This window comes from Prevotella pallens (assembly GCF_900454935.1).
In the GTDB taxonomy this organism is placed as follows: domain Bacteria; phylum Bacteroidota; class Bacteroidia; order Bacteroidales; family Bacteroidaceae; genus Prevotella; species Prevotella pallens.
On sequence record NZ_UGTP01000001.1, the window covers coordinates 2138467 to 2161879 of the forward strand.

A 23413-nucleotide genomic window follows, 5' to 3' on the forward strand; every position below is an offset into this window, starting at 1 on the left:
AACTTTGTGATAAAAAAACTGGTTATTAGAGTTTGAATAACCCTAATAACCAGTTGATTTTTATTGATGTTTATTTGTTGTGCAACTTATAAGTTTTAGTTTCGTTGCCATCAAATAGTTTTAAAATAATAATGCTATGCTGTAAGTTGGCTATACTAATATTAGATTCGTAGCCTCCTTGCTGCAGAAGTTGCCCTGTTGTTGAATAGATTTTATAACTCTGGTATTTATTAGACAAGCAAATGTTTTTATCAACAATATAGGGAGTTTCTGTTTTGTTGGGTGTTTCTGCACTATTAATACCTGTATAAAGGTCGGCAAGTGCTTTCACAATTACGGTTTCGGCACCAGGAACTTGAACAATGAATGCTGCTGCATATTTTTTATTGTCTTCGCTATAGAAAATAAACGATGCATCGCCGCCTTCCGGAGCTAATTCTGGTGTAAGCAATTGGAAATTTTTCTTCATTTTTGAAGGCGATAACATTATACTTACATTATCAGATGGGTTGTTTGTGGTTGTTACTTTAAACACAACAGGATCTGTTTTCTGTTTCATCTTATATGGAACATAAAGGAACTGCTTATCGACAGTGATTTCTGGCAAGTCGGTTCGACCAAACGAAACATTATCTATCATCCAATTTAAGCCAGAATAGGTGCCACCTTCTTTACTGTAGAATGAGAATGCAAGATGGAAATTGTCGTCGATATTAACATCTGTAAGTTTTGAAAGGTCTATGCGATAGTTCAACCATGTTTCGTTGTCTATTTCTATACCAGTTGGCTTATACTTGTCAATATCGAGAACTTGTTCTTTAAGAACTCCATTTTTTTCGGTAATAATGTAGGCTTGGAAAAGTTCTTCGCGTTGTTCGTCTTTACTTAAACCATTAAAACGAAGACTGAAAGTAAGTATTTTACTTGCTGCTTGTTTGTAGGAAAGTGTTGGCGAAACAAGCCACGATTCGTATGGGTTATGGTCTACAATTCCTGTTTTCCAGAAAGTAATGTATGCTCCTTCGCTTTGGATTTTACCATCAATAAGATTATTTTCTCGCTGTTTCCACGTCCAGAATGGGCGATCGCCACGTATAATTAAGTTTTGCCAACCCGGAATGCTTAATATTTGTCGGTGGCGCATATTGTTAAAACGTTCGTTAAGCAACAATAATGGTTTAGAATCGGCATTAGGCATCATAGCTTTGGTAATGTCGATAAATGTTTCGCGCTGCGTATTTTCGTTTTCATAAAACTGCACACTATTTATATTTATATCGGTTTCGGCTACATTTACAAAACGAATAAGGGTGGGACGATGATTATTTAGTATAAATTCGTTGGAAGTATTTGCCATTCCATTGTTATTTATAAGCAACCAATGACCACCACCATCTATAGAATATTCTGCACGTAGAGAAGTTGTTGCTGTTGTTGGATTTACTTTTATCTTGTTCACTCCATTAACAAAAACATTGTCGAAATAAAGTATACCACTTTTATTAAGCGTAATATTGCTTGCGCTATTCCATTTGCCTTCTATCTTCCAATATCCAAGGTCGTATTTTCCAAAGTTGTTCCATTCAGGTTCGTTCTTAAAACGTTCTTCTATATTATTGGCAGTAAAGTTTTCTACTTTTGCCCCTGGTGTTTCTTCTTCGCAAATACCTTTTAAGTTGTAACGTACAGTGTCGCCCAAAATTGTTGAGACAACTAATGTAGCTTGATATGTACCTACAGTAAGCGGACGGAAATCTATACGGAGTTTTGGTTCAGCATAGAGTGTTCCCTTGCTCTTGTTATACATAAATATATTGGTGTTGCTCTTGAAACAGGTTACTTGTGGGGCATGGTCGATTGCTATTTTAACATCGGTAATAATATCGTTTACATCGAATTCTAAATTTTGAGTAACAGTTTTACCTGGTTCTGCTTTCATTTCCTTTATAGGTGTCGATGCAGACAACTTAACAGAAGGCTTTTTGCCTTTTTCCATGAAATAAGCAATAAGCATAAGGTTGCCATTGTGTGTATCGTCGGCACCAGAGAAACTTAATTTAAAAGAATCAGCATCTTTAAAAGCCCCTTTCTTTGTTGGAGTAACAATAAGTTGTGCACCTATAGACTGGTTTTTGTCTATCTCGTCTATATTAAGTTTCATCATATTGCTTGCCAAAGTATATTTGTCGCCACCACTGAAATTTGGTTTCTGGACTTGACTAATATGCATTGTTTGAATAGCAATATCATATATTGCAGTCTCTCCTACTTCACCATAAATTGTTTGTACTTGTGGAAGAATTGCAATAAGTGGAGTTGCTTTAGCTTTTGAAGCCGGAAGACGATTGGCACTAAAATCGTCTAAACTTACTTCGCTATTTTCTTGTACTTCAATGGCAAATTCTAACTTTGTTGCTCCGTCTGGACAAATTGTACGGAAAGTTAATGTTCCCCACGATTTCATTTTGCCAAAAAATACTTTCGGATTGTTTATAAAAGCATCTTCGTTACTTTGAACTACATTACCATTATCGTTAAGCCAACGGAATGCAAGACGTAAAGGACCTTTATTATTAGGTGATGAAATTGTAGTATAATGTATTTGACATTCTATTTCATCGCCTACTGTTACGTTGTTTTTAGCTAAATCTATTGTTTGTTTTAAGAAACCTTTTTCGTTTTTTGTCTTAATACCCACTCCAAAGCCAGTATCGGAATGGTAGCTATCGCGCTTCTCTCGTTTAAATATTTGTTCGCCTTTTATTTCCCAATTCTTAGGAGTATTATCGGAATTGAAATCCCAAAAGAACTGATTTTCTAACAATTCCTTTTCAGGTTTATCTTCCTTTTCGGTTTCAACACCCTTACCTTTTAATGAAATAACAGCAACTTTATCGGCTAACGTAATTGTTATAGTTGCTACCTTATCGCCTTTTGTTTTTGGCTGAAACTTTACAAACAATTTACCACCCGTTGAAGAAAGTGCTTCGTTTGTTTCGGTTCTAACTATAAAGTCGTTACTATCTTGACCATCTAATACTGGTATTATTTTCTCGCCCTTAAAATTGGTAACTGTAATGAGTGCAGACTTTTCTTCTGAAGTTTTATTTAAAACTATAGAACCAAAATTAAGCTCTGCAGGGTCTACAGTTATATTTATAGGATCGCTCTTTTCGTTGGTTGTAACATTTTTAAGCTTAAAAGCAGTATAATTATCTTTATTGCCTTCTACATAAAAAGCAACGAAACCTATTCCCTTTTCTTTCACAGCAATTGGAATATCGACAGAGTATTTTTCGTAATCAGAATTAGAAGACACAGGAATTACATTACCCAGCGTAGCTATAGTTTCACCACTCTTGTTAATAAGAAGAACTGAAAGTTTTATATCGCCCTTAATGGTTCCTGTTTTCCATTCGAAATTTAATTGTTTCCCAGCAATATCGCGTAAACTTAATGAAGGAGAAACTAAATAAGATTTAAAGTTTTCTTTTAGCTTGCGTATCTGCGTGTATAAAATGTTAAGACTAAATTCTTGATTAGAATAAGGCACATTCCAATAAACTCCATTCTTAACACTGGAAATGTTTTGCCACGTTGTACCTAAAGCCTCTTTATAATTTTCTACTTGCAATAAAGTTTCTTGTGGCTGAGCATCGTCTAATTTACTGAAATCTAATTCTTGCGCACACACATTTACATTTGCTATCACACTAAATAAGGTGATTAATAGCCAAACTGTTTTTCGTCTGATAAAAATTGATTGTTTCATAATAACTAAAATTTGGTTTCTTTATTAACAAATTTGTATAATATTGTACAAAGATACATATTAAACTTAAATATTACAACCTTTCCTCTATGTCTTTGTACAAGGTGGAATATGAATTATAAACTTTCAGATGATACAAAGAAAATAAATAAAAGGACATTCGATAGATTTCAGCCTAACAAATGTCCATTACACATAAAGCTAAAAGTAAAAGCAATGGGCTCAGTATAAGAATACCAAGCCCATTATTAGTGAATTTATTTTTGGGAGCATCTCAAAAATTTAGCTACCCAACTTATTATAGAAGTTTCATTCGTATTTATTAATAAGAGTCTAAAAGAAAATATTTCAGATCAATTATTCGTATACAAATGTTTCCATCTCAACTGCATAAATACCCTTAGCATTTGCACCTGTATAAGCAGTAGAGAAAGTTAAGGTCTTATTTGCCTTATCATAAATAGAAGGTTTATTTACTTTATCTTCAGCACCTGGAGCTAAGACTTCAAGGCAGTTTGCATATACAACAGCATCATTTTGACCTCTTAAACCTGTATCAACATCTTTAAAGAAGATACGGTTTGTTTCAGAATTAACTGTAAATGTCATTGCAAAACCATCTTTAATATAAGGCTCTATCTTATATTCCTGAGGATTCTCAGTATTTTGATAAAGAACTCTGTTAGAAAGTTGAGCTGGATTATCCAAAAGCAACCACTTTTGACCCTCTTTATTAAAGAAATGACCAAGATCGTTATCTGGATCTGAGATAGTTAAAACACCTGTACCAATTTTCTTCCAAACAGAAGCACCAAACTCTGTTGTACCAGCAACGAAAGTAAATGTTCCAGAGCCATAAGGAGAAACGTAAGTTGGGTCGAGAGTTATTTTACCACCCACATATTTGCCCATCTTTACATCATCAATGTTGTAAGTTACTTGAATATAACCTTCTGTTTTACCAGCTTCAAAAACTGCCTTATTAGAAACTGTAAAGATATTACCTGTGCCTGCTTCAAAAGTTACAGGTACTTCAAGTGCACCATCTGCACTCAAACGCTTTACTGGAATCTTGAAAGAATTAGCATCTTGAGTTAATTGAATCTTCTGAGAAGATTGTTCAAAATAAGCTTTTCCGTCAGCATTCTCTCCTGGTCCTGGATATTCATACTTTTCCGTGCAGGCGGTTAGGCTCAAGCCTAACACACCTACAAGGAGGATAAATGCGCTTTTAAAAATATTGTTCATATACTTGTATTTTTAAAATTTACGATAATTTAATTAAAGCAATTCTTAATTTCTCCAAGGTTTATAAGCCTTTGAAGGATCTGGGTTATTCTTACCGTTAACGGCAGGATTATCATTTTCTTCCAAGTTTACAATGCAGAAGTTCATCCATGCTGGACGACCATTTGTATTAAATCGCCACTCTTCGAAGAAGTTTGTACCTGCATAACCACGTGTTACTGATACATTTGCACGTTTGATATCAAAGAATGACAAACCTTCACCCCAGAGTTCAATTCGTTTCTGGAAAAGAATTTCATCTATAGCATTTGAACCAGTGTAAACATACTGTGGATCACGATATGTCTTCATAAAGTTTTCAAGTAAAGTTATACCTGTACCTGGAGCTAAACGTTCGGCAGCTTCTGCTTCAATGAAATACATCTCCTCAACACGCATTAAAGGATAAGCAGTAACTACACCAATAGATGATTCTGCATAATTACCTTGATTAGGTCTGAACTTTAACGAACCGTATGTAGGAATTCTATTCTTAAACGCTGGTGCTACATACTTATTCTTTGCTTCTAATGCTGAGCCAGCAGGAGCCTTCCACATAGTCTTACGCCAGTCAGTGTCGCTAATTCTATCATAGAAAGATTTACCAATCATATTCATAGGACCATTTCCAGCATATCCGAATACTGTTTCGTTAGATGCCATAGATGTAAAGTTGAGAATACCAGTCTTTACAGCTCTATCTTCTGAGGTATACTGAGCGCCCCACATCCATTTTGTAATATCATTGAAACCCTTCTTGGTATCAGTAGCATCAGATTCAGACATAGGAGCTTTACCATAAGTATCAATAGCCTTACGAGCATATTCCTTAGCTTTCGCATAATCTTCATTCCACATATAAAGACGAGCTTTCAAACCGTAAACAACAGCAAGATCAGGAAGAGTATTATTCTTATTTGAAGTTAAGTTTACGATATACTTTTCTGCATTGTTCAAATCTGATTCAATAAACTTAAACATCTCTTCATGTGTAGCTCGTGGATTGTTACGTGAAGCTTTTTCTCCTAAAGTATCCGTAACAATTGGACAAGTTAAATTCTTAACATTATAACCTTGTTCGTTTGTACATGCAGGATCTACATCAGTTGGCAAGAACTCATACATACGTGCCATATCAAGATAGTTAGCAGCACGATAAGCGTATCCTAAGCCAAGGTAACCTAGCTGTTCCTTAGTTGCCTTATCTGGATTAACAGCACCTATTACCAAGTTTGATGCCAAAACATAGTGGTAGTAATATGAATATACAAACTGACCATACATATAAGAAGGACCAAGAGCTGAAGTCTCTGCCCAAGTACCAAATTGATTATAATTGTGATCTACTACTACATAATCGTCTGCCATAATATCGCGAATACGCATAATAGCTGAAATTCCATAAGACCAATGGGCACTCGTTCTCCAAATAGACTTTCCATACGCAGGCAAACCATTTACTGCAGCAGCAGTCGCAGATGCTGATTCTTCGAGCATATTCTGAGTAACAGAGCCACTACGTGGTTCAGCCTCATCAATACAACTGGTCATTGCAGATAAGGTCAGACCAGCTATAAGAACCCCATATATTGATTTATTAATTTTTTTCATATTCTTTCGTATTTTTTTTAGAATGTTACTGTAATACCACCAGAAATTGTTCTAACATTAGAGTAGAGTACGTTTGAAACACTACCACTAATAGATTGGCGTGGGTCAAGACCTTGACGTTTAGACCATACCCAAAGGTTATCACCTACTACATAAACACGAACTTTAGCGAGACCATACTTACGTGTTAATTTTGTAGGCAAAGTATAACCAAGGTTAACATTTTGCAAGCTAAGGTAAGAAGCAGATGTCAACCAACGATCAGAACTAGCTGTAGTATATTGGTCTTGGCTTTGTACACGTGGAATATTAGAACCTTTATTTTCAGGAGACCATGCATTTAACAAATCAGCGTGCATTGCACCACCGCGACTAAAGCCCATTGCTGAAGCGTAGTTGCTATCATAGACTTTACCTCCAAGTTGGTATCCAAAATCAATAGAGAAATCGAAACCTTTCCAAGCAATGTCTGTACCAAATCCACCATATACATCAGGTAAAGATGTACCACAGAGGTGATATGTTGCATTTTCAGCATTTTCTACCTTAACTCTTTCCTCTACGATTGGTTGTCCATTCTTATCCAATTCATATTCACCAGCAGCATTTTTCTTGTACTTATCTTGCCAATAAAGAGCCTTACCAGTTTCTGGATCAACACCGGCATATTGCTTCAAACGGAATGTGTACATTGAAATACCTTCACCTAAGAAGTAACTACCATCGTTGTAACCTCGTACACCATCAAGCCACATTGTTTTATTCGCATCAGCAATGCGAGTAATCTTATTCTTATAAGTTGTCAAGTTCAAGTGTGCACCCCATTTAAAGTCACGTGTACGAATAATATCACCAAACAATTCAACTTCGAGACCGCGGTTACTCATATCACCAACGTTGTCATAATAACCTGTCCAACCAAAGCTTTGTGGCAATGAGAAGAATGCAAGCATATCTTTTGTAGAACGATCGAAGTAAACGATGCTACCTGACAAGCGTTGACGGAAGAATGAGAAGTCGAAACCAACATTAAACATTCCTTGTTTTTCCCAAGAAATTTTCTTGTTACCACGTCTACTAGCTACAGTAGCTACAGCATTATCAGATGAAATGATAGAATAAGTATTTGTATAAAGGAATTGTCCAATATTATCATTACCTTGCGCACCATAAGAAGCCTTAAATTTCAATTCATCTACCCAAGGAGCATCAAACCATTCTTCTTTGGAAATGAGCCATGCACCACCTAATGACCAGAAGTTACCCCAACGGTTTTCTGGGTGGAACATTGAAGATGCATCACGACGATAAGAAACTTCTCCAAAATATTTATTTGCGTAGCTATAGTTTACACGACCGAACCAACCTTCAGTATTGTACATACTACTTCCAGAATTTGTACTTTTGGTTACAGCTGCACCAGAAAGTTCATCGTATTTCAAATCGAACATATTACTTTTGTTACCGCTCAAAGTGGTAGAAATCATACGATAGTACTCATGACCAAGCATAAAATCAAACTCGTGTGAGCCAAAAGTTGGTTTCCAGTTCAAAACTTGCTGATAGTTATATGACCATGTACGACCATGTTCTACAGCAACAGAACCATTATCAGTAGCATACTGTCCGAACCATGGGTTGACTGTTTCCTTACCACGTGATTCTTTCAAATAAACACTATTTACACTTCTGAAAGTTAAATCTTTCATAAGACGAATATCAGCTGTTGCAACACCATTGAAAGTATTACCATCTGCAAAATCAAGGTTTATGCGGTTATCAGACAATGCGTTAGAGCCACCCAAGAATGGACGAGACAATCCAAGACCACTACTTGTATTATCACCATAATCGTAAGCATCAAGACCAGATGCTGCATGGTGCATAATTTGCTTATTTGCATCACGAAGATACAAAGGATAAATAGGTGCAATACGGCTAAAAGCAAACATATTACCAGAATCAGTAGAACTACCATTACCACCTTTTGCTGCATGCATAGAGTAGTGAGAGTAGTTCATATTACCACCAATACGTAACCAATTGTTGATTTGGTAATCAGCCTTCAAACGACCAGTAAAACGACGATAGTCAGAAGCAACTGTAATACCATCGTCTTTCAAATAGTTGATAGAACCATAGAAAGTAGATTTGTCAGTATTTCCTACTGCTGTTGCAGAGTATTCTTGACGAAGAGCATTACTATAAATAGCATCAATCCAGTTATCTGGTTGAATCCAATACTGTTGTCCGTCTACACCTGTTACCATACGACCAAGTGTTGCATTAGGATTCAATTTACCATTACGTCCTATAAGAGTTTGACCAGCTGGGTATGTATAAACATTGTAACCCAATCCATAACTATCAGAACCAGTGAGCTTAGCATTCGCCCAAGCGTATGCAGCTTCAGGAGTCATACCTTGACCATCTTTTGCATCTACTGCGTAGTTATAAAGTCCTTTATAATACAATTCATAGTAAGCAGCTGGATTATTAACATACTTATAATCAGGAATTGCACGAGACTTTGAACCCCATTTAGCATCAACAGTAATAGTACCACGATCTGCGCGACCAGCTTTTGTTGTGATAATAATTACACCATTAGCACCACGAGCACCATAAAGCGCTGCAGAAGCAGCATCTTTGAGAACTGTCATACTTTCGATATCTTGTGGATTGATAGACTTAATATCGCCATCAAATGGAGATCCATCTACAACATACAAAGGAGCACCACCTGCATTGATAGAACCTATACCACGAATAAGAATACCTGATGAAGAACCTGGAGCACCAGAACTTTGAGTCATCTGTACACCAGATACTTTATTTTTCAAAGCATCAACAGCATTTGTTACCTGTACTTTTGCAATATCACCTGATTTTACAACAGCAGCAGAACCCGTAAATGCTGATTTTTTCTGTGTACCATAGGCTACAATTATGACTTCGTCCAAATTTTTGTTCTCTGATTCAAGAACGACACGCATATTTGCAGTTGCCTTTACTTTCTTAGGAGTCATACCAACGTATGAAAACTCGAGCATAGCACCAGCAGGTACATTTAACTCAAACTTACCATCAACGTCTGTTTGAGTTCCATTTGAAGTACCGAGCACCTTAATAAAAGCTCCAATTACAGGCTGATCATCTTCTGCCGAGATAACAACACCCGTAACATGTGTCTGTGCCATAGCCATTCCTAAACTTAAGAAAAGGCAGGCGAGAAACATTGTTAGTCTTTTTTTCATAAATCTCTCACTTTTAAATTTAATTATTAACAGTTATTGTTTCATTTTGCTTGGGAGTTTTGTCCCAACTTCTCATAGCTTAGTTAAAACCGAAAGTGTTTTCATCTTTTAACGTAAATGCAAAGATAGTGTATAGCATTTAATAGAACAAATAAAATTAATAAAGCAACTATCTTTTTCACTTTTATTAACTCTAAATAAATTAAACCCCTACAAAAGATGAGCAGAAATGCGTGTTATGTTGGTCGTTAAGGTGTTAAGCTTGTAGTGTTTATGAAGTAGAAATAAAGATATATTATCCAAAAAGTGTATGCCATAAATAAGAGTAGAAGTTGTCTCACTTCTTCATAGAATATGCTTTTAGCATTTTTTGTATGTAGGCTTTAAAAGCATCGTTTTCCAGGATATCTATATCCAAATATAAGCCAAGTACAAATCGTCCGAGCCCTCTAAAGTCGCAAACTTCTATATTGAGCAACCAATCTTGTTCGCTAATTGGTGAGAGATATTTCGCTCCATGCGGATATTCCTCTACAAATATATTATAAGCAAGCTGACCAAGTCGCAATTTAACGTTATAATGTGTTTCGCTACTAAACATAAAAATATCTGTAAACACTTGTCGGTGATAGCATTCGTATATCCATTGTGTATTCAGTGTTTCTATATGCTGTATTCTGTTAAGACGAAAAGTTTTGTTTGTTCTTGTTTCTATTTCATGGCAACGTACATCTTGATTGTTATTCATAAGGAGAAACGGTTCTACTACACGATTTGTTACAGAATGACTGTGTGGACTAGAATAATCTACAAAACGAAGCATCTTTTTATTTTTAATGGCATTAGTTATAATCTTCACCTTATTAATATGATTTTTCCATGTAGTAGAGTTTACACTTTCCGAGAAGTTATAAGTGCGATCTAGCTTTGCTCGCAATTGGCTTACCATATCGCTGCTATTATCTGCCATAAGCAATATATTATATATGGTGTGTAGCTCGTCGTCGGTAAACTGTAGTGTTTGCGATAATTTGGTAAAGAAGAGAGAACGTCTATCTATATGAAACTTATTATCTTTTTTAAAAAGAATAAAGCCTGCCGACTTAATAAAATCGAGCAAATAGTAGATTTGACGACGAGATATATTCATTATTTTGCTCAACTCAATGGCAGTATAACCTACAGAATCGGCAAGTAACATAATAAGCTGAAGTTCGTTTTCTAATTTAGAATAACGCATAAGGTTTAAAGATTATATTTTAAAATCGATACTTAGTTCTTCAGGAGGAAGCAACGTAAATGATTTTCGATGATAAGGCGAAATGCCATATTTTTTTATTGCGGCACGATGTTTATTAGTTGGATATCCTTTATTTGATTTCCAATCGTATTGCGGATATTCTTCAGCGATGGTCTTCATATAATCATCACGATAAGTTTTTGCAAGAATAGAGGCTGCAGCAATTGATAGATATTTGCCATCGCCTTTCACTATAGTTGTATATGGCACATCGTTATAAGGTTTAAAACGGTTACCATCTACAATAATTGCTTCTGGTTGAACCTTAAGCGCATCTAATGCACGGTGCATAGCTAGAATACTGGCATTGAGAATATTTATCTTATCTATCTCTTCTGCTGTTACCACTCCAACTGCCCATGCAACTGCATCGTTCTCTATTATAGAACGTAACAAATAGCGTTTTCTCTCAGACAATTGTTTAGAATCGTTCAACAATTCGTTCTCATAGTTTGGTGGAAGAATTACTGCAGCTGCATAAACGCTACCAGCCAAACAGCCACGTCCAGCCTCATCACAACCTGCTTCTACCTTATCTGTATAATAAGCACTCTTCAGCATATATATATTATATAACTAAACTTTTTAGCATATTGAACATCTACTGCACAAAGGTAGTATAATTTTGCCAACATAAAAAGAAAAATCAAAAAGAAATAATTATGAAAAGGGAAATAAATTTGGCTACTACCACCAATAACATCGAAGCTTTTGAATTGGTTCGTAATATTAAATCATGGGTTAAAGCCCCTGCAGAATGGTTGCGCTTATATTATAGTGAAATGTTAGAAGAAGAAGTTAGCAGCCATAAAGCATCGTTGATGACACAAACACAATTGGCTTTGTTTTTATCAGTATTCACCACAACCGAAAGTTTTCTATTAAAAGCAGGATTTGTGGCATGGCTATTGGTTTGTGTATGGCGGACTAAAGAAGTTAGCGTAATTATCTATTACACCTTTTATATAACGTGAGTTTCTTACTAAAAAGTAGTTCGAAAATTTTATTATTATAAAACACGAAAAATTTAATTATAAATTTTGAAATTATCCTTAATTCCGCAGCATAAATTCTTGTAAGAACTCCAAGTGCCTGAGAAACAAAGTTCTCAAAACACTTGGATATGTCAGAAATTTCACCTATCTTGGTGCTGCAAACATAGTAAGCAAAAAACTGACATGGCAAAGGTAGTAATTAAAAACGAGAATATCACTTCTTTCGCTGGAATTTATCATATTCCTTAATTCGGCACTTCAAAACAAACTTTCCTGTCACTGCTGTCATCATTCGTGGATATTTAACTTTCTGATTTACAACGAACTCTATGCAAATGTTAAAATGACAGCAAATAAAAATAAAAGTAAGTTTGTGATAATATTAGTGGAGCATTATAACTGAAGACTGCTTAGTTTATGGCTGTAAAGACATTATATACGACGATAAATACAAACGGAGAATATAGCTGTGGTGATATAGGTGTCACCACGGCTGAGTGGCTTGATTTACTATGTCCTTAATTCTGCCGTACAATTTCTTGTGAGAAATTGTGTTGCGGAGTTAAGGTGGTTATAAAAACATAAAATTAATGCAAGGTTACACTAAAAGAATTGCACATTGTGTTTGTGCAATCCTTTCTATCAACGAAGCTACAATAATGAGGAAGTAAAAAGATACTAAAAAACTATTCAAGTAAATATTAATATTTACCTTTGCAAAGGTTTATAGATTATCGTCAATTATTAAAAACAAATGTCTTTTCTAAGTGTGACAAGACAGGAAATTTAACAACAACAATAAAAAGGACAGAACAAATGAAAATTATTTTGCTTATTATCTTATTCTTTATACATTACTTTTTATCTATAAAAACTTATAAGAAATATCAAGGCAAGAAGTTGTTATTTCTTTATCTTAAATGGACTGTAGGCGCATGTATTCTGGCTGTCCTTACCGCTGTTATGGCTAATTGCTTCCCTACAATGGACAATAGGGAGCTTTACATTATGAGTACAGGTACCATAATAATCATCAGTTTGTCCAATCTAATGATACTTGTGCTAACAACCGTATTCCCTTATACACTTTCTCGTATGAAGAAACTAGCATTAAAAAATGGGGTTCAGATGCCAGAGAATTACGATGAGAAGATAAATAAAAAGCAGACATTGCTTTTCAATTATCTTAAGATTATGCAATTGGTAATGTGTACCGTTGCAATATTAGCAATTATGTTTCTATGAAAGATTGCACAAACACCATGTGCAATCTTTTTATCAGTGAAAGTATTATTTTTTCTTCGGATTAATGTTGAATTTCCACGCAAGAGAAAGCATTACATATCGTGGTATGCTGTTGTTCCACATCTCTGTACGTCCTTGCGAATTAATAACGTAGCGTGTGTTTGACAGTTGTTGCAACAGGTCAAACCCCTGTATCTTTGCTGTAAGATGTCCGTTTAAGAAGGTTCGAGCTAACTGAACATTCCAAATCCAATCGGTGGTATTCATCTCTGTTTGTTGATAGCCTCGCCTTGCAAACATCGTTATGTCGGTGGTAAGTTGCAACTCCCAAGGCAATACAATCTGTGCATTCAGCCCTATGTTGTAGTCAGATGCCTTGATTTTCTCAAAGCCTATACGCGCACTATTTATAAGATAGTACTTTCCACCTGTATGGAATGTAAATTCATAGTTGTCGTTCAGACGATAATTAACCTTCAGTTCATCGCCAAACTCCCAGTTATTTACAATGCTTCGTTGGCTTTCAGTGCTTCCTGCTATTGAAGCCATATCTACACTGTGGTTATAATTCGTAGAGAAATTGTTACTGAACAGGATTTTGTTCGCTTTATCTAATGCACGTTTAAACTCCACTTCAAACTTTGTATTCCAATTGCCATTCACACTGGTAGGATATATTGTTGAAATTCCTGTAGCATTATCGAAGATGAGCGCGTATGCCACTTGGTTGTCTGTTCGGTGATAATTGGCAGATAAACTAATTGTTTGTTCATTTTCTCCATTAATGGTAACATTGGCTTCTACATCATAATGATGCAGGTTGCGTAAGTTTTTATTACCCAATCGAATGTTTAGAGGGTCGCTGTCGTTGCGATAATCTGCTGTGGCAAGTAGAGTTGGAAAGTCTGATTTAATACCTGCAGTAAAATCCCACGATACATCATCGCCCCAATGACTAATTCGTATGTTTGGTTCAAAGAATAATTTACGACGAGAGAAACGTTGTTCGCTGACACCGTAATAATAGAAATCGGCATTTAATAAACGTAGCGGAAGGTTTACTGTAAACTCTCCATCGAATAGTTTTCTACAGAATTTGAAGTAGTGGAAATTAAATCTATGTTCGTTTCTATACTCATTAAAGCGATAGCTATTGTTATTATCCAATACAGAAAGAAGTACATTTGATGCAGAAGGCAAGACATTAAATTGATTTATATCTCTTCCAGCAATCCAGTCGAGACGATAAAGCAGGTTACTTGCCTTGTTACAGGTATAGCTATAAGAATATTCTGGAGTTAAAGTTGTTGCACGTATTCTGAAATCATAGCCCACACCAGCAGATAGCTTCAGCTTCTGATTGGGCATATCAAAGTAATTGTTACGATAGTCGTTAGGCTGTCCTCCTTGAAAATATTGAATGTTATTCAGCATAAACTGCTTTTGCTTATTACGATTGTAGCTTACAGAAAAGTTTCCTCGTATTAAGTCTGTGATGTACTTAACATTATTGTCTGTCGAGAAGTCAAAGTTGAAATCGCTTGACTCGAAACTATTTCTTGATAGCAAAGTATTCAGCCTTGTTGTTTCATTTGCAGTGGCGCTGTTCGTACTTCCAAACCCATTATTGCGCAGATAGGAAATACTAAGAGAGTTAGATGTAGAGTAATTAGTCTTATCAATAGAAAGACGGTTCCTGCTTTCCCACTTATCCGATCTATTCAGTTGTTTGCTATGATTGTGTAAGAATGAGTTTCCTTCAGGCAAATAAGTCTGCGTGTGTGTAACAGACTCGTTGTTTGTGTTGATATGTTGCCAAGTATTTTCGGTTGAGAACCAAGAAAATTCATTGCCCAAGAAATGCAAATACGATGCGCCTGCATTCTTTACAGTAAGCAAACCATTACCACCATCTTGTGGACTCCATTCTCCTGTTAATGCGGCACGTTGATTATCGTTCAGATTATTGATATTGAAGAAGGCTCCCATACGTTCTTTATCGGAGAACTTCATAGCAAAACCACGTAGCTTATAACGTTTCTGTGTGCCGCCACCAGCTTCCAAATCGCCCATATATCCCGTTGCATATTCTCGTTTTAGTCTAACGTCCATCACGTAGGTATTATCACCCATATTACGTTCCATCAGTCTCGACTTTATTCCTGCTTTATTATATACCTTTATTTTATTAACTGTATAGGCAGGAAGGTTCTCTAAAGCCAATTTTGGATTACCTGCAAAGAATTCTTGTCCATTTACCAAAAGGCTCTGAATGAACCTTCCATTCACATAAATTCTTCCGTCTTTTTCCAACTTTGCACCTGGCAATCGAGCTATTAAGGCATCAAGCATATTGCCTTCAGCTAAGTTAAAGGCATCGGCATTGTAGACTATGGTATCGCCTTTCATTACCATTTTTACTTTTGAAGCAACCACAGTAACTCCTTTCAGTTCGTGTTCTACAATCTTTGTCATACGTATTTGCTTCACCCCAATATAGTCTTCACGAGTGCTTCGCAATTCGCAATTCATATAACAAACGTCGTAACCCTCTTTCTCAGCCTTAACAATGTATTTTCCTTTCGCAGTTACAGCATCTTTAAATACATAATAAGCCTTACTGTTACCAATATCGTAAGGCATCTCTTCTATTTGTGCCGTTATCGTATCAATAACAATACTGTCGGCAGTCATTAAGGTTATTTTGGCTGTAACCCCCATGCCTGTCATGTTATCAACAACAGACCCTTGAACAGAATGCTTATAATCGTTCGCTTGAATTGGTAAAGCAAAAAACAGTAATGCTACATAAATATAGCCAACATACTTTTTAATACAGATATTTCTCATAATTCCAATTCGGTTTTTTAAAGGTGTTAAAAGAAGCTTAGAAAGCTCCGCATAGGTTAAAACTTATACAATAGATGCTATAATCACATTATACAATATAAAGTATTATGCTATGTATAGGGTGCAAATATAAGAAAAAAAAATGGACAAACAAACATTAGTGTTACATTGATACAAATTTAATTTTTATTCACAATAAACCAATCCTTAAATCGTAATATCATCGTTTGTTGTTTTGCCCACATCGTATAGTATTATTTATATACCAACAGGTCTATAATATGTATTGGTAATTGATATGAAGGAATGATAAATTTAGGCAGTCAATAGTCATAGGCTGTTTCTGTTTTGTTGTAGAACCACTTTCTATACAATAAGCGCATAATGCGTTATGCAGGTTATAAAGACTATGAAGTCTACTGATTGAACTGACGGATTGGAGAGAAATGACGAAAAGTGGAGAGACTTTATAAAATAAATTGAGTGTAAAGAATTTCGCTTTTACACCACAAAACACCTAACAACACGTTGTTATAAAGCTGTTTACAACAACATACAAATAAAAACAGTGCAGAATAACGCATTGCATAATATACAGCTAAATAAACGTTTTTTAGATGCTAAAATATAGAATCACAAATGTTGTTGCTTTTTATGATGTCTAAAACGAAACTTTCAGATATCTGAGACGAACGGGATAGATATCTGAAACAAGCGTTACAGATATCTGAGAAAAAAGGAACTAACGTCTGACTGATTTTTATTATCATTTGCGATGCTCTATCTCTAATAAATCATTATACCATAACAGTATCAAACGTTGGTTTATACTATTACATCTTCCTATCATCTTTTATATTCTTGTAAGCCAATTCTGGTTATCTTTCTAACTTGCCGTAATTGGCTACACCTTCGTTAAGAACCAAATAAATCTGCCATAAAATAAACCCAAATACGTAATTAGAACACAATATGTATAGGTCTTATTATTATGGATTGTTTCCTAACATCGTTTATTTTCTTATCGGCATCTTGTCTGCCTTTATAACTTGACGTAGCCCGCTACGCCTGCGTTGCAAAGACAGACAATCTACTCGATAATAAAACAAAATATGTTTAGGCTCTAATTACCTATTTGGGTTTAACCCAAATAGGTAATTAGAACACAATATGTATAGTTCTTATTACTATAGATTGTTTCCTAACATCGTTTATTTTCTTATCGGCATCTTGTCTGCCTTTGTAACTTGACGTAGCCCGCTACACCTGCGTGGCAAAAATAGACAATATGCTCGATAATAAAACAAAATATGTTTAGGCTCTAATTACCTATTTGGGTTTAACCCAAATGCGTAATTAGACCACAATATGTATAGTTCTTATTACTATGGATTGTTTCCTAACATCGTTTATTTTCTTATCGGCATCTTGTCTGCCTTTGTAACTTGACGTAGCCCGCTACGCCTGCGTGGCAAAAACAGACAATATGCTCGATAATAAAACAAAATATGTTTAGACTCTAATTACCTATTTGGGATAAAACAGAATATATACATTCTACAAACAAAGAGAGCCGTTTTTAGCTGGTAAAAACGGCTCTCTTTTGCAAATTTCAAACAACAACAATTGTTTCTTAAAGGAATATCTTATAGCGAATTTGAAGTAATCTTAGTTTTATAACTTCAGCGAATATTAAACATTAGTTCGTAATTCTGTATCAAGCAACACCCTCTATAAGAAATATTTAAGAACTGTTTGCTAAAACATTTTTATTACTCTTTTAATACCAGCCACAAGCAAATCAACCTCTTCTTTCGTATTGTAGAGTGCGAAAGAAGCACGAACTGTACCAGAAATATCGAAGCGTTCCATAAGTGGTTGCGCACAGTGGTGTCCTGTGCGAACAGCTATTCCGAGTTGGTCGAGAAGCGTTCCTAAATCCATAGGGTGTATGTTGCCAACAAGAAAGCTAATAACAGCATCGTGATTGGCTACATTTATATTAGGCACACCAAAGAAACGAATATCTGGTATTGTACGCATTTGCTGTATTGCATAATCGGTTAGCATTTGCTCGTGCCGCTGAATGTTATCCATTCCTAATGCAGAAACATAGTCGATAGCGGTAGCCAAGCCGTGTGTTGCAACATAGTCGGGTGTACCTGCTTCGAATTTCAAAGGAGGACGTTCGAAGGTAGTTCCACTAAAACTAACATGTTCTATCATTTCGCCACCCCCCTGATATGGAGGAAGTTTGTCTAACCAGTCTTCTTTTCCATAAAGAACACCAATGCCAGTAGGTCCATAGACTTTATGTCCGCTGAAAGCTAAGAAATCGCAATCCAACTCTTGCACGTCTATTGCAAAATGAGGAACGCTCTGTGCGCCATCTATCATTACAGGAACATTATGGGCGTGGGCAATACTAATTATTTCACGAACAGGATTAATTGTTCCCATTACATTGCTAACGTGTGCTACACTAACGAGTTTTGTTCGGTTGGTAATGAGCTGTTGGAAAGCCTCCATATCAAACATACCTTCGTCGGTGATAGGAATTACTTTCAGCACAATGCCACGACGTTGGGCAAGTATTTGCCAAGGAACGATGTTAGAATGGTGTTCTACATTAGATACAATCACCTCGTCGCCTTCGTGCATAAATTCTTCACAGAACGAAGAAGCAACAAGATTAAGACTTTCGGTTGTGCCCCGAGTAAATACTATTTCGTTTGTAGAACGGGCATTGATGAACTTTCGCACCGTTTCGCGTGCCGCTTCGTGTAAGTCGGTAGCTTGTTGAGAAAGCCAATGAATACCACGATGCACATTCGCATTTACGTTAAGATATTCGTTGCGCATAGCATCTAACACACAGAGAGGTTTCTGTGTGGTAGCTGCATTGTCGAGATAAACTAACGGTTTTCCATAAACAGTGCGTGAAAGTATAGGGAAATCGGCACGCACCTTAAATATATCATACATAAGCCTTACTTCGTTTTATTTGCACAGTTGGCAACCACGACACTTATCGAGTTCGCCACGGAAACGTTTTTCTACCAAGTGGTGGAGACGGTCGCGAAGAGGAACAAGTTCCATTTTATCGATTACTTCGTTAACGAAAGCAAACTCAAGAAGGAGTTTGGCTTCTCTCTTATCTATACCACGCTGCTGCATATAGAAAAGAGCAGCATTGTTAAGCTGACCAACCGTTGAACCATGATTACACTGAACATCGTCTGCATAGATTTCGAGCATAGGCTGAGTGTACATGTGAGCGGTAGAAGAGGCGCACAAATTTTGGTTTACTTCGTGCGAAAGTGTTTTCTGTGCATCTTTTGCTACATATACAAGTCCGGCAAAAGCACCCACTGCGTGGTCGTCGAGAACGTATTTATAGAGCTGATTACTTGTACAATTTCCTACCGAGTGATTAATAACGGTATTGTTATCAACGTGTTGATGTTTGTCGGCAACAACACAACCATTCAGGAAACATTCGCTACCTTCGCCGCTGAAAGTAAGGTCGAGCTTGTTGCGTGTTACACCGTTGTGAAGTGTAATAATATTATGCGACACACGACTATTTTTTTGCTGGTCGATGTAAACATTTGAGATACGTACATTCTTTAGGTGTGTTTCTTCCAGACAGTTCAACTCTAACTTTGCATTGTTGCCAACATACGCTTCGATTACTTGTGTAGCAAGAAACTTACGATCGTCGGCAGAGTCGTCGCAAAATAACATTGAGAGTTCTGCACCATCTTCGAGCACGATGAGTATACGGCGATTGAGCATTAAGTTTACATCAGAACGAAGTATGTTAATAACTTGTATTGTGCGGTCGGCTTTTACATCTTTCGGTACATAAACAAACAAACCATCTTGCGCTAACATTGTATTGAAAGCTGTAAGAGCATCTTTCGCTGTATCGGCAAGTTTAGCATAATGCTTGGTTATGATTTCACTATGTGTTTTAAGTGCATTTAAGAAGCTGTCTACTACAATACCATCGTTGAGCTGTGGTTTAGGCAATTGGTCGGTGTAGAACTGATCGTTCACAACGAAATAGAGTGAAGTATTAAGATCTGGAACGTCGCACTTAAACTCTTCGTATGGATTGATGGGCATTTTCAATCGTTGCAAATTCAATCCATAATCGGGCGCAAAAAGCTTTGAGATATCTGTATATTTGTAGCGTTCCATCTTTTTCGTAGGAAAGCCTTGTCTTTTAAAATCTTCGAAAGCCTTATCGCGCACCTTATTCAAGACATCGCAGGAATGTTGTTTTATCATTCCTTGTGTCTCGTTGTATAAGTCTATATATTGTTTTTCGCTTTGCATGTTTAGTCTTTCTATTTATCTACTTCTGCTTTTATCCAGTCGTAGCCACGTTTTTCTATTTCACGTGCAAGTTCTGGACCACCAGTTTTTACGATACGTCCTTTATAAAGAATATGTACTACGCTTGGTTTTATCATATCCAGAAGTCTATCGTAGTGAGTGATAACGATGGTAGAAGTTTCAGCAGTGTGCATTTTATTTACTCCTTCAGCAACAATGCGCATAGCATCAACATCAAGTCCAGAGTCGGTTTCATCTAAGATGCTGAGCTTTGGCTGTAACATTGCCATTTGGAAGATTTCATTGCGTTTCTTTTCACCACCTGAAAATCCTTCGTTTACAGACCGATGCGAAAGTTTTGAATCTAACCCTACGAGGTCACGCTTTTCACGCATCAACTTCATAAAATCAGCAGCTTTCAAAGGTTCTAAACCTTGATATTTGCGTTTTGCATTTACAGCAGCCTTCATAAAGTTAGTCATACTTACGCCTGGTATCTCTACAGGATATTGGAACGAAAGAAAAATGCCTTCGTTAGCACGTTCGTCTGGTCCCATTTCTAAGAGGTCTTTACCATTGAACACAGCCGAACCATCGGTTACGGTGTACAACGGATTACCTGTAAGTACTGCACTAAGAGTTGATTTTCCAGAACCATTTGGTCCCATAATGGCATGTATTTCGCCATCTTTAACAGTAAGGTCTATACCTTTCAATATTTCTTTATCTGCAATTGTAGCATGCAGATTTCTTACTTCTAACATGTTGTTTTTGTATTATCGTTTCTTAAATAATAAATTATCTAATGCTCCAGCAAAGATATCTCCTACAAAGTCTAAAAAGAGATCTCCCATTGCTTGTCCGAAAGTATAATCTCTGTCTTCCCAACGTGCTCTTTCAAGAGCTTTTTCCTGCTCTGCGAACAGACTTGGAGGGTCGGGAACATAAAACTGACCACAATAGAAAGCTCGTGAATTTATTTTAGGTTCTACCATTCTTTCACGTATAAGAATTGAGCCTGAATTGCATAGTGTATCGTTTTTAACTTTCTGTTCTATAACGTACTTCTGCCAACTTTTAGGTTGCCACCCTTGAGCTATAGAGACTGAGAATGTTAGCAACAACGCTATTAATAGAGCTATTTTCCGCATACATTTGTATATTTGTATTGGTAAACCTTTCGCTGGTTGCATATAAACACTTCTTTGCGACCTCATAGTAATTTGTATCTATCCCACAGTACCTTCCAGTGTAACTGAAAGAAGTTTCTGTGCCTCAACGGCGAACTCCATAGGAAGTTTGTTCAATACATCTTTTGCGTATCCATTGACTATTAATCCAATAGCATCTTCCATAGGAATGCCTCGTTGATTACAATAGAACAATTGGTCTTCGCTAATTTTCGATGTTGTAGCTTCGTGTTCTACAATTGCCGAATCGTTATGTACGTCCATATAAGGGAAAGTGTGTGCACCGCAGGTTGAACCTAAGAGTAACGAATCGCAAGAGCTATAATTTCGGGCATTGTCGGCATTGGGCGCAACACGCACCAATCCACGATAAGAATTCTGACTTTTGCCTGCCGAAATACCTTTTGAAATAATGGTGCTCTTTGTGTTCTTACCCAAATGTATCATTTTAGTGCCTGTGTCAGCTTCCTGATAATTGTTGGTAACGGCTACTGAATAAAATTCTGCTTGCGAATTATCGCCACGCAAAATACAAGATGGATATTTCCACGTAATAGCCGAACCTGTTTCTACCTGTGTCCAAGATAGTTTAGAATTCTTGCCACGCAAGTCGCCTCGTTTAGTTACAAGATTCAACACGCCACCTTTTCCATTCTCATCGCCTGGATACCAGTTTTGAACCGTTGAATACTTCACTTCTGCATTTGCCAATACTACTATTTCGACTATAGCTGCATGAAGTTGATTTTCATCTCGCATTGGAGCCGTGCAACCTTCAAGATAGCTTACATACGAATCGTCGTCGGCAATAATCAATGTTCGTTCAAACTGTCCCGTATTCATTGCATTGATACGGAAATAGGAACTTAATTCCATCGGGCAACGAACACCTTTCGGAATATATACAAAAGAGCCATCGCTGAACACTGCAGAGTTGAGAGCTGCGGTAAAGTTATCTTTGTAGGGAACAACTGTTCCTAAATATTGGCGAACTAATTCGGGGTGTTCCTTCACAGCTTCACCTATCGAACAAAAGATTATTCCTTTTTCAGCCAGCTGCTTTTTGAATGTTGTTTTCACCGACACTGAATCCATAATAGCATCTACAGCCACACCACTCAATGCCAAACGCTCTTCAAGCGGAATACCTAATTTGTCGAAAGTCTTTTCCAGCTCTGGGTCTATCTCTTTATTCTTAGGTTTCTTTGCCAATGGATCGGCATAGTATGAAATTGCCTGATAGTCTATCTCTGGCAAGTTTAAATGCGGCCATTTTGGCATTTCCATTGTCTGCCAATGATGAAACGCTTTTAAACGAAAATCGAGGAGCCAATCTGGTTCCCCTTTCTTCTTCGAAATAAGCCTAACGACATCTTCGTTTAAGCCTTTCGGGATTATATCCGTATGTACATCGGTAGTGAAGCCAAACTCATATTTCTGCTCGGCGACCTTCCTTACATACTCATTACTTTTATTTTCTGACATTTACTTTTTACCTTTTTAGACGGGGCGAAACAATAGAAGACAACAAACAAGACATTCTATTATTCTTACGCCACCTT

14 protein-coding genes are annotated in these 23413 nt (G+C 36.6%); 2 read left to right on the forward strand and 12 right to left on the reverse strand.

Going from position 1 to position 23413, the window contains the following annotated elements:
• Nucleotides 1-70: 70 nt before the first annotated feature.
• From DX009_RS08865 to DX009_RS08890, 6 genes are all read right to left on the reverse strand, one after another.
• Nucleotides 71-3772, reverse strand: a complete 3702-nt coding sequence (locus tag DX009_RS08865) for a choice-of-anchor J domain-containing protein (protein ID WP_115083730.1) — start codon at nucleotides 3770-3772, stop codon at nucleotides 71-73.
• 357 nt (nucleotides 3773-4129) lie between these two features.
• On the reverse strand, nucleotides 4130-5020 hold the full coding sequence (locus DX009_RS08870) for a hypothetical protein (protein ID WP_115083731.1): 891 nt from the start codon (nucleotides 5018-5020) through the stop codon (nucleotides 4130-4132).
• Between the two features lie 45 nt (nucleotides 5021-5065).
• On the reverse strand, nucleotides 5066-6670 hold the full coding sequence (locus DX009_RS08875; protein ID WP_115083732.1) for a RagB/SusD family nutrient uptake outer membrane protein: 1605 nt from the start codon (nucleotides 6668-6670) through the stop codon (nucleotides 5066-5068).
• Between the two features lie 17 nt (nucleotides 6671-6687).
• Nucleotides 6688-9927: a SusC/RagA family TonB-linked outer membrane protein gene (locus DX009_RS08880; protein ID WP_115083733.1), complete on the reverse strand. Its 3240-nt coding sequence runs from the start codon at nucleotides 9925-9927 to the stop codon at nucleotides 6688-6690.
• 337 nt (nucleotides 9928-10264) lie between these two features.
• Nucleotides 10265-11167, reverse strand: coding sequence for a helix-turn-helix transcriptional regulator (locus DX009_RS08885; RefSeq protein WP_115083734.1), 903 nt, complete (start codon nucleotides 11165-11167; stop codon nucleotides 10265-10267).
• Between the two features lie 12 nt (nucleotides 11168-11179).
• Nucleotides 11180-11788: a ribonuclease HII gene (locus tag DX009_RS08890; RefSeq protein ID WP_040595496.1), complete on the reverse strand. Its 609-nt coding sequence runs from the start codon at nucleotides 11786-11788 to the stop codon at nucleotides 11180-11182.
• A 101-nt stretch (nucleotides 11789-11889) separates the two neighbouring features.
• On the opposite strand from DX009_RS08890, the gene DX009_RS08895 reads away from it, so the two are divergent.
• Together DX009_RS08895 and DX009_RS08905 are read left to right on the forward strand one after the other, a co-directional pair.
• A complete protein-coding gene (locus tag DX009_RS08895; protein WP_115083735.1) occupies nucleotides 11890-12201 on the forward strand; it encodes a hypothetical protein in 312 nt (103 codons plus the stop codon).
• 837 nt (nucleotides 12202-13038) lie between these two features.
• A complete protein-coding gene (locus DX009_RS08905; RefSeq protein ID WP_245944619.1) occupies nucleotides 13039-13467 on the forward strand; it encodes a lantibiotic ABC transporter permease in 429 nt (142 codons plus the stop codon).
• A gap of 45 nt (nucleotides 13468-13512) precedes the next feature.
• Here DX009_RS08905 and DX009_RS08910 read toward each other — a convergent pair whose 3' ends face one another.
• The 6 genes from DX009_RS08910 to sufB form a co-directional block, all read right to left on the reverse strand.
• Nucleotides 13513-16317, reverse strand: coding sequence for an outer membrane beta-barrel protein (locus DX009_RS08910; RefSeq protein WP_115083737.1), 2805 nt, complete (start codon nucleotides 16315-16317; stop codon nucleotides 13513-13515).
• Nucleotides 16318-18075: 1758 nt separating this feature from the next.
• Complete coding sequence (locus DX009_RS08915) at nucleotides 18076-19302, reverse strand: aminotransferase class V-fold PLP-dependent enzyme (protein WP_115083738.1); 1227 nt, start codon at nucleotides 19300-19302, stop codon at nucleotides 18076-18078.
• Nucleotides 19303-19317: 15 nt separating this feature from the next.
• The gene (gene sufD, locus DX009_RS08920; RefSeq protein ID WP_006044156.1) at nucleotides 19318-20661 is read right to left on the reverse strand and encodes a Fe-S cluster assembly protein SufD; all 1344 of its coding nucleotides are present in this window, start codon (nucleotides 20659-20661) and stop codon (nucleotides 19318-19320) included.
• Between the two features lie 11 nt (nucleotides 20662-20672).
• On the reverse strand, nucleotides 20673-21425 hold the full coding sequence (gene sufC, locus DX009_RS08925) for a Fe-S cluster assembly ATPase SufC (RefSeq protein WP_006044155.1): 753 nt from the start codon (nucleotides 21423-21425) through the stop codon (nucleotides 20673-20675).
• 12 nt (nucleotides 21426-21437) lie between these two features.
• Nucleotides 21438-21854 (reverse strand): hypothetical protein, encoded by a 417-nt coding sequence (locus tag DX009_RS08930; RefSeq protein WP_115083855.1) that lies wholly within the window; start codon nucleotides 21852-21854, stop codon nucleotides 21438-21440.
• A 36-nt stretch (nucleotides 21855-21890) separates the two neighbouring features.
• The gene (gene sufB, locus DX009_RS08935) at nucleotides 21891-23336 is read right to left on the reverse strand and encodes a Fe-S cluster assembly protein SufB (protein WP_006044153.1); all 1446 of its coding nucleotides are present in this window, start codon (nucleotides 23334-23336) and stop codon (nucleotides 21891-21893) included.
• Nucleotides 23337-23413: the final 77 nt, after the last annotated feature.

Coding starts and splice junctions, on each gene's coding strand:
- DX009_RS08870 (WP_115083731.1), bottom strand. CDS start 5,020: ATGAACAATATTTTTAAAAGCGCATTTATCCTCCTTGTAGGTGTGTTA.
- sufD (WP_006044156.1), bottom strand. CDS start 20,661: ATGCAAAGCGAAAAACAATATATAGACTTATACAACGAGACACAAGGA.
- DX009_RS08885 (WP_115083734.1), bottom strand. CDS start 11,167: ATGCGTTATTCTAAATTAGAAAACGAACTTCAGCTTATTATGTTACTT.
- sufB (WP_006044153.1), bottom strand. CDS start 23,336: ATGTCAGAAAATAAAAGTAATGAGTATGTAAGGAAGGTCGCCGAGCAG.
- DX009_RS08895 (WP_115083735.1), top strand. CDS start 11,890: ATGAAAAGGGAAATAAATTTGGCTACTACCACCAATAACATCGAAGCT.
- DX009_RS08910 (WP_115083737.1), bottom strand. CDS start 16,317: ATGAGAAATATCTGTATTAAAAAGTATGTTGGCTATATTTATGTAGCA.
- DX009_RS08930 (WP_115083855.1), bottom strand. CDS start 21,854: ATGCAACCAGCGAAAGGTTTACCAATACAAATATACAAATGTATGCGG.
- DX009_RS08915 (WP_115083738.1), bottom strand. CDS start 19,302: ATGTATGATATATTTAAGGTGCGTGCCGATTTCCCTATACTTTCACGC.
- DX009_RS08880 (WP_115083733.1), bottom strand. CDS start 9,927: ATGAAAAAAAGACTAACAATGTTTCTCGCCTGCCTTTTCTTAAGTTTA.
- DX009_RS08905 (WP_245944619.1), top strand. CDS start 13,039: ATGAAAATTATTTTGCTTATTATCTTATTCTTTATACATTACTTTTTA.
- DX009_RS08865 (WP_115083730.1), bottom strand. CDS start 3,772: ATGAAACAATCAATTTTTATCAGACGAAAAACAGTTTGGCTATTAATC.
- DX009_RS08875 (WP_115083732.1), bottom strand. CDS start 6,670: ATGAAAAAAATTAATAAATCAATATATGGGGTTCTTATAGCTGGTCTG.
- sufC (WP_006044155.1), bottom strand. CDS start 21,425: ATGTTAGAAGTAAGAAATCTGCATGCTACAATTGCAGATAAAGAAATA.
- DX009_RS08890 (WP_040595496.1), bottom strand. CDS start 11,788: ATGCTGAAGAGTGCTTATTATACAGATAAGGTAGAAGCAGGTTGTGAT.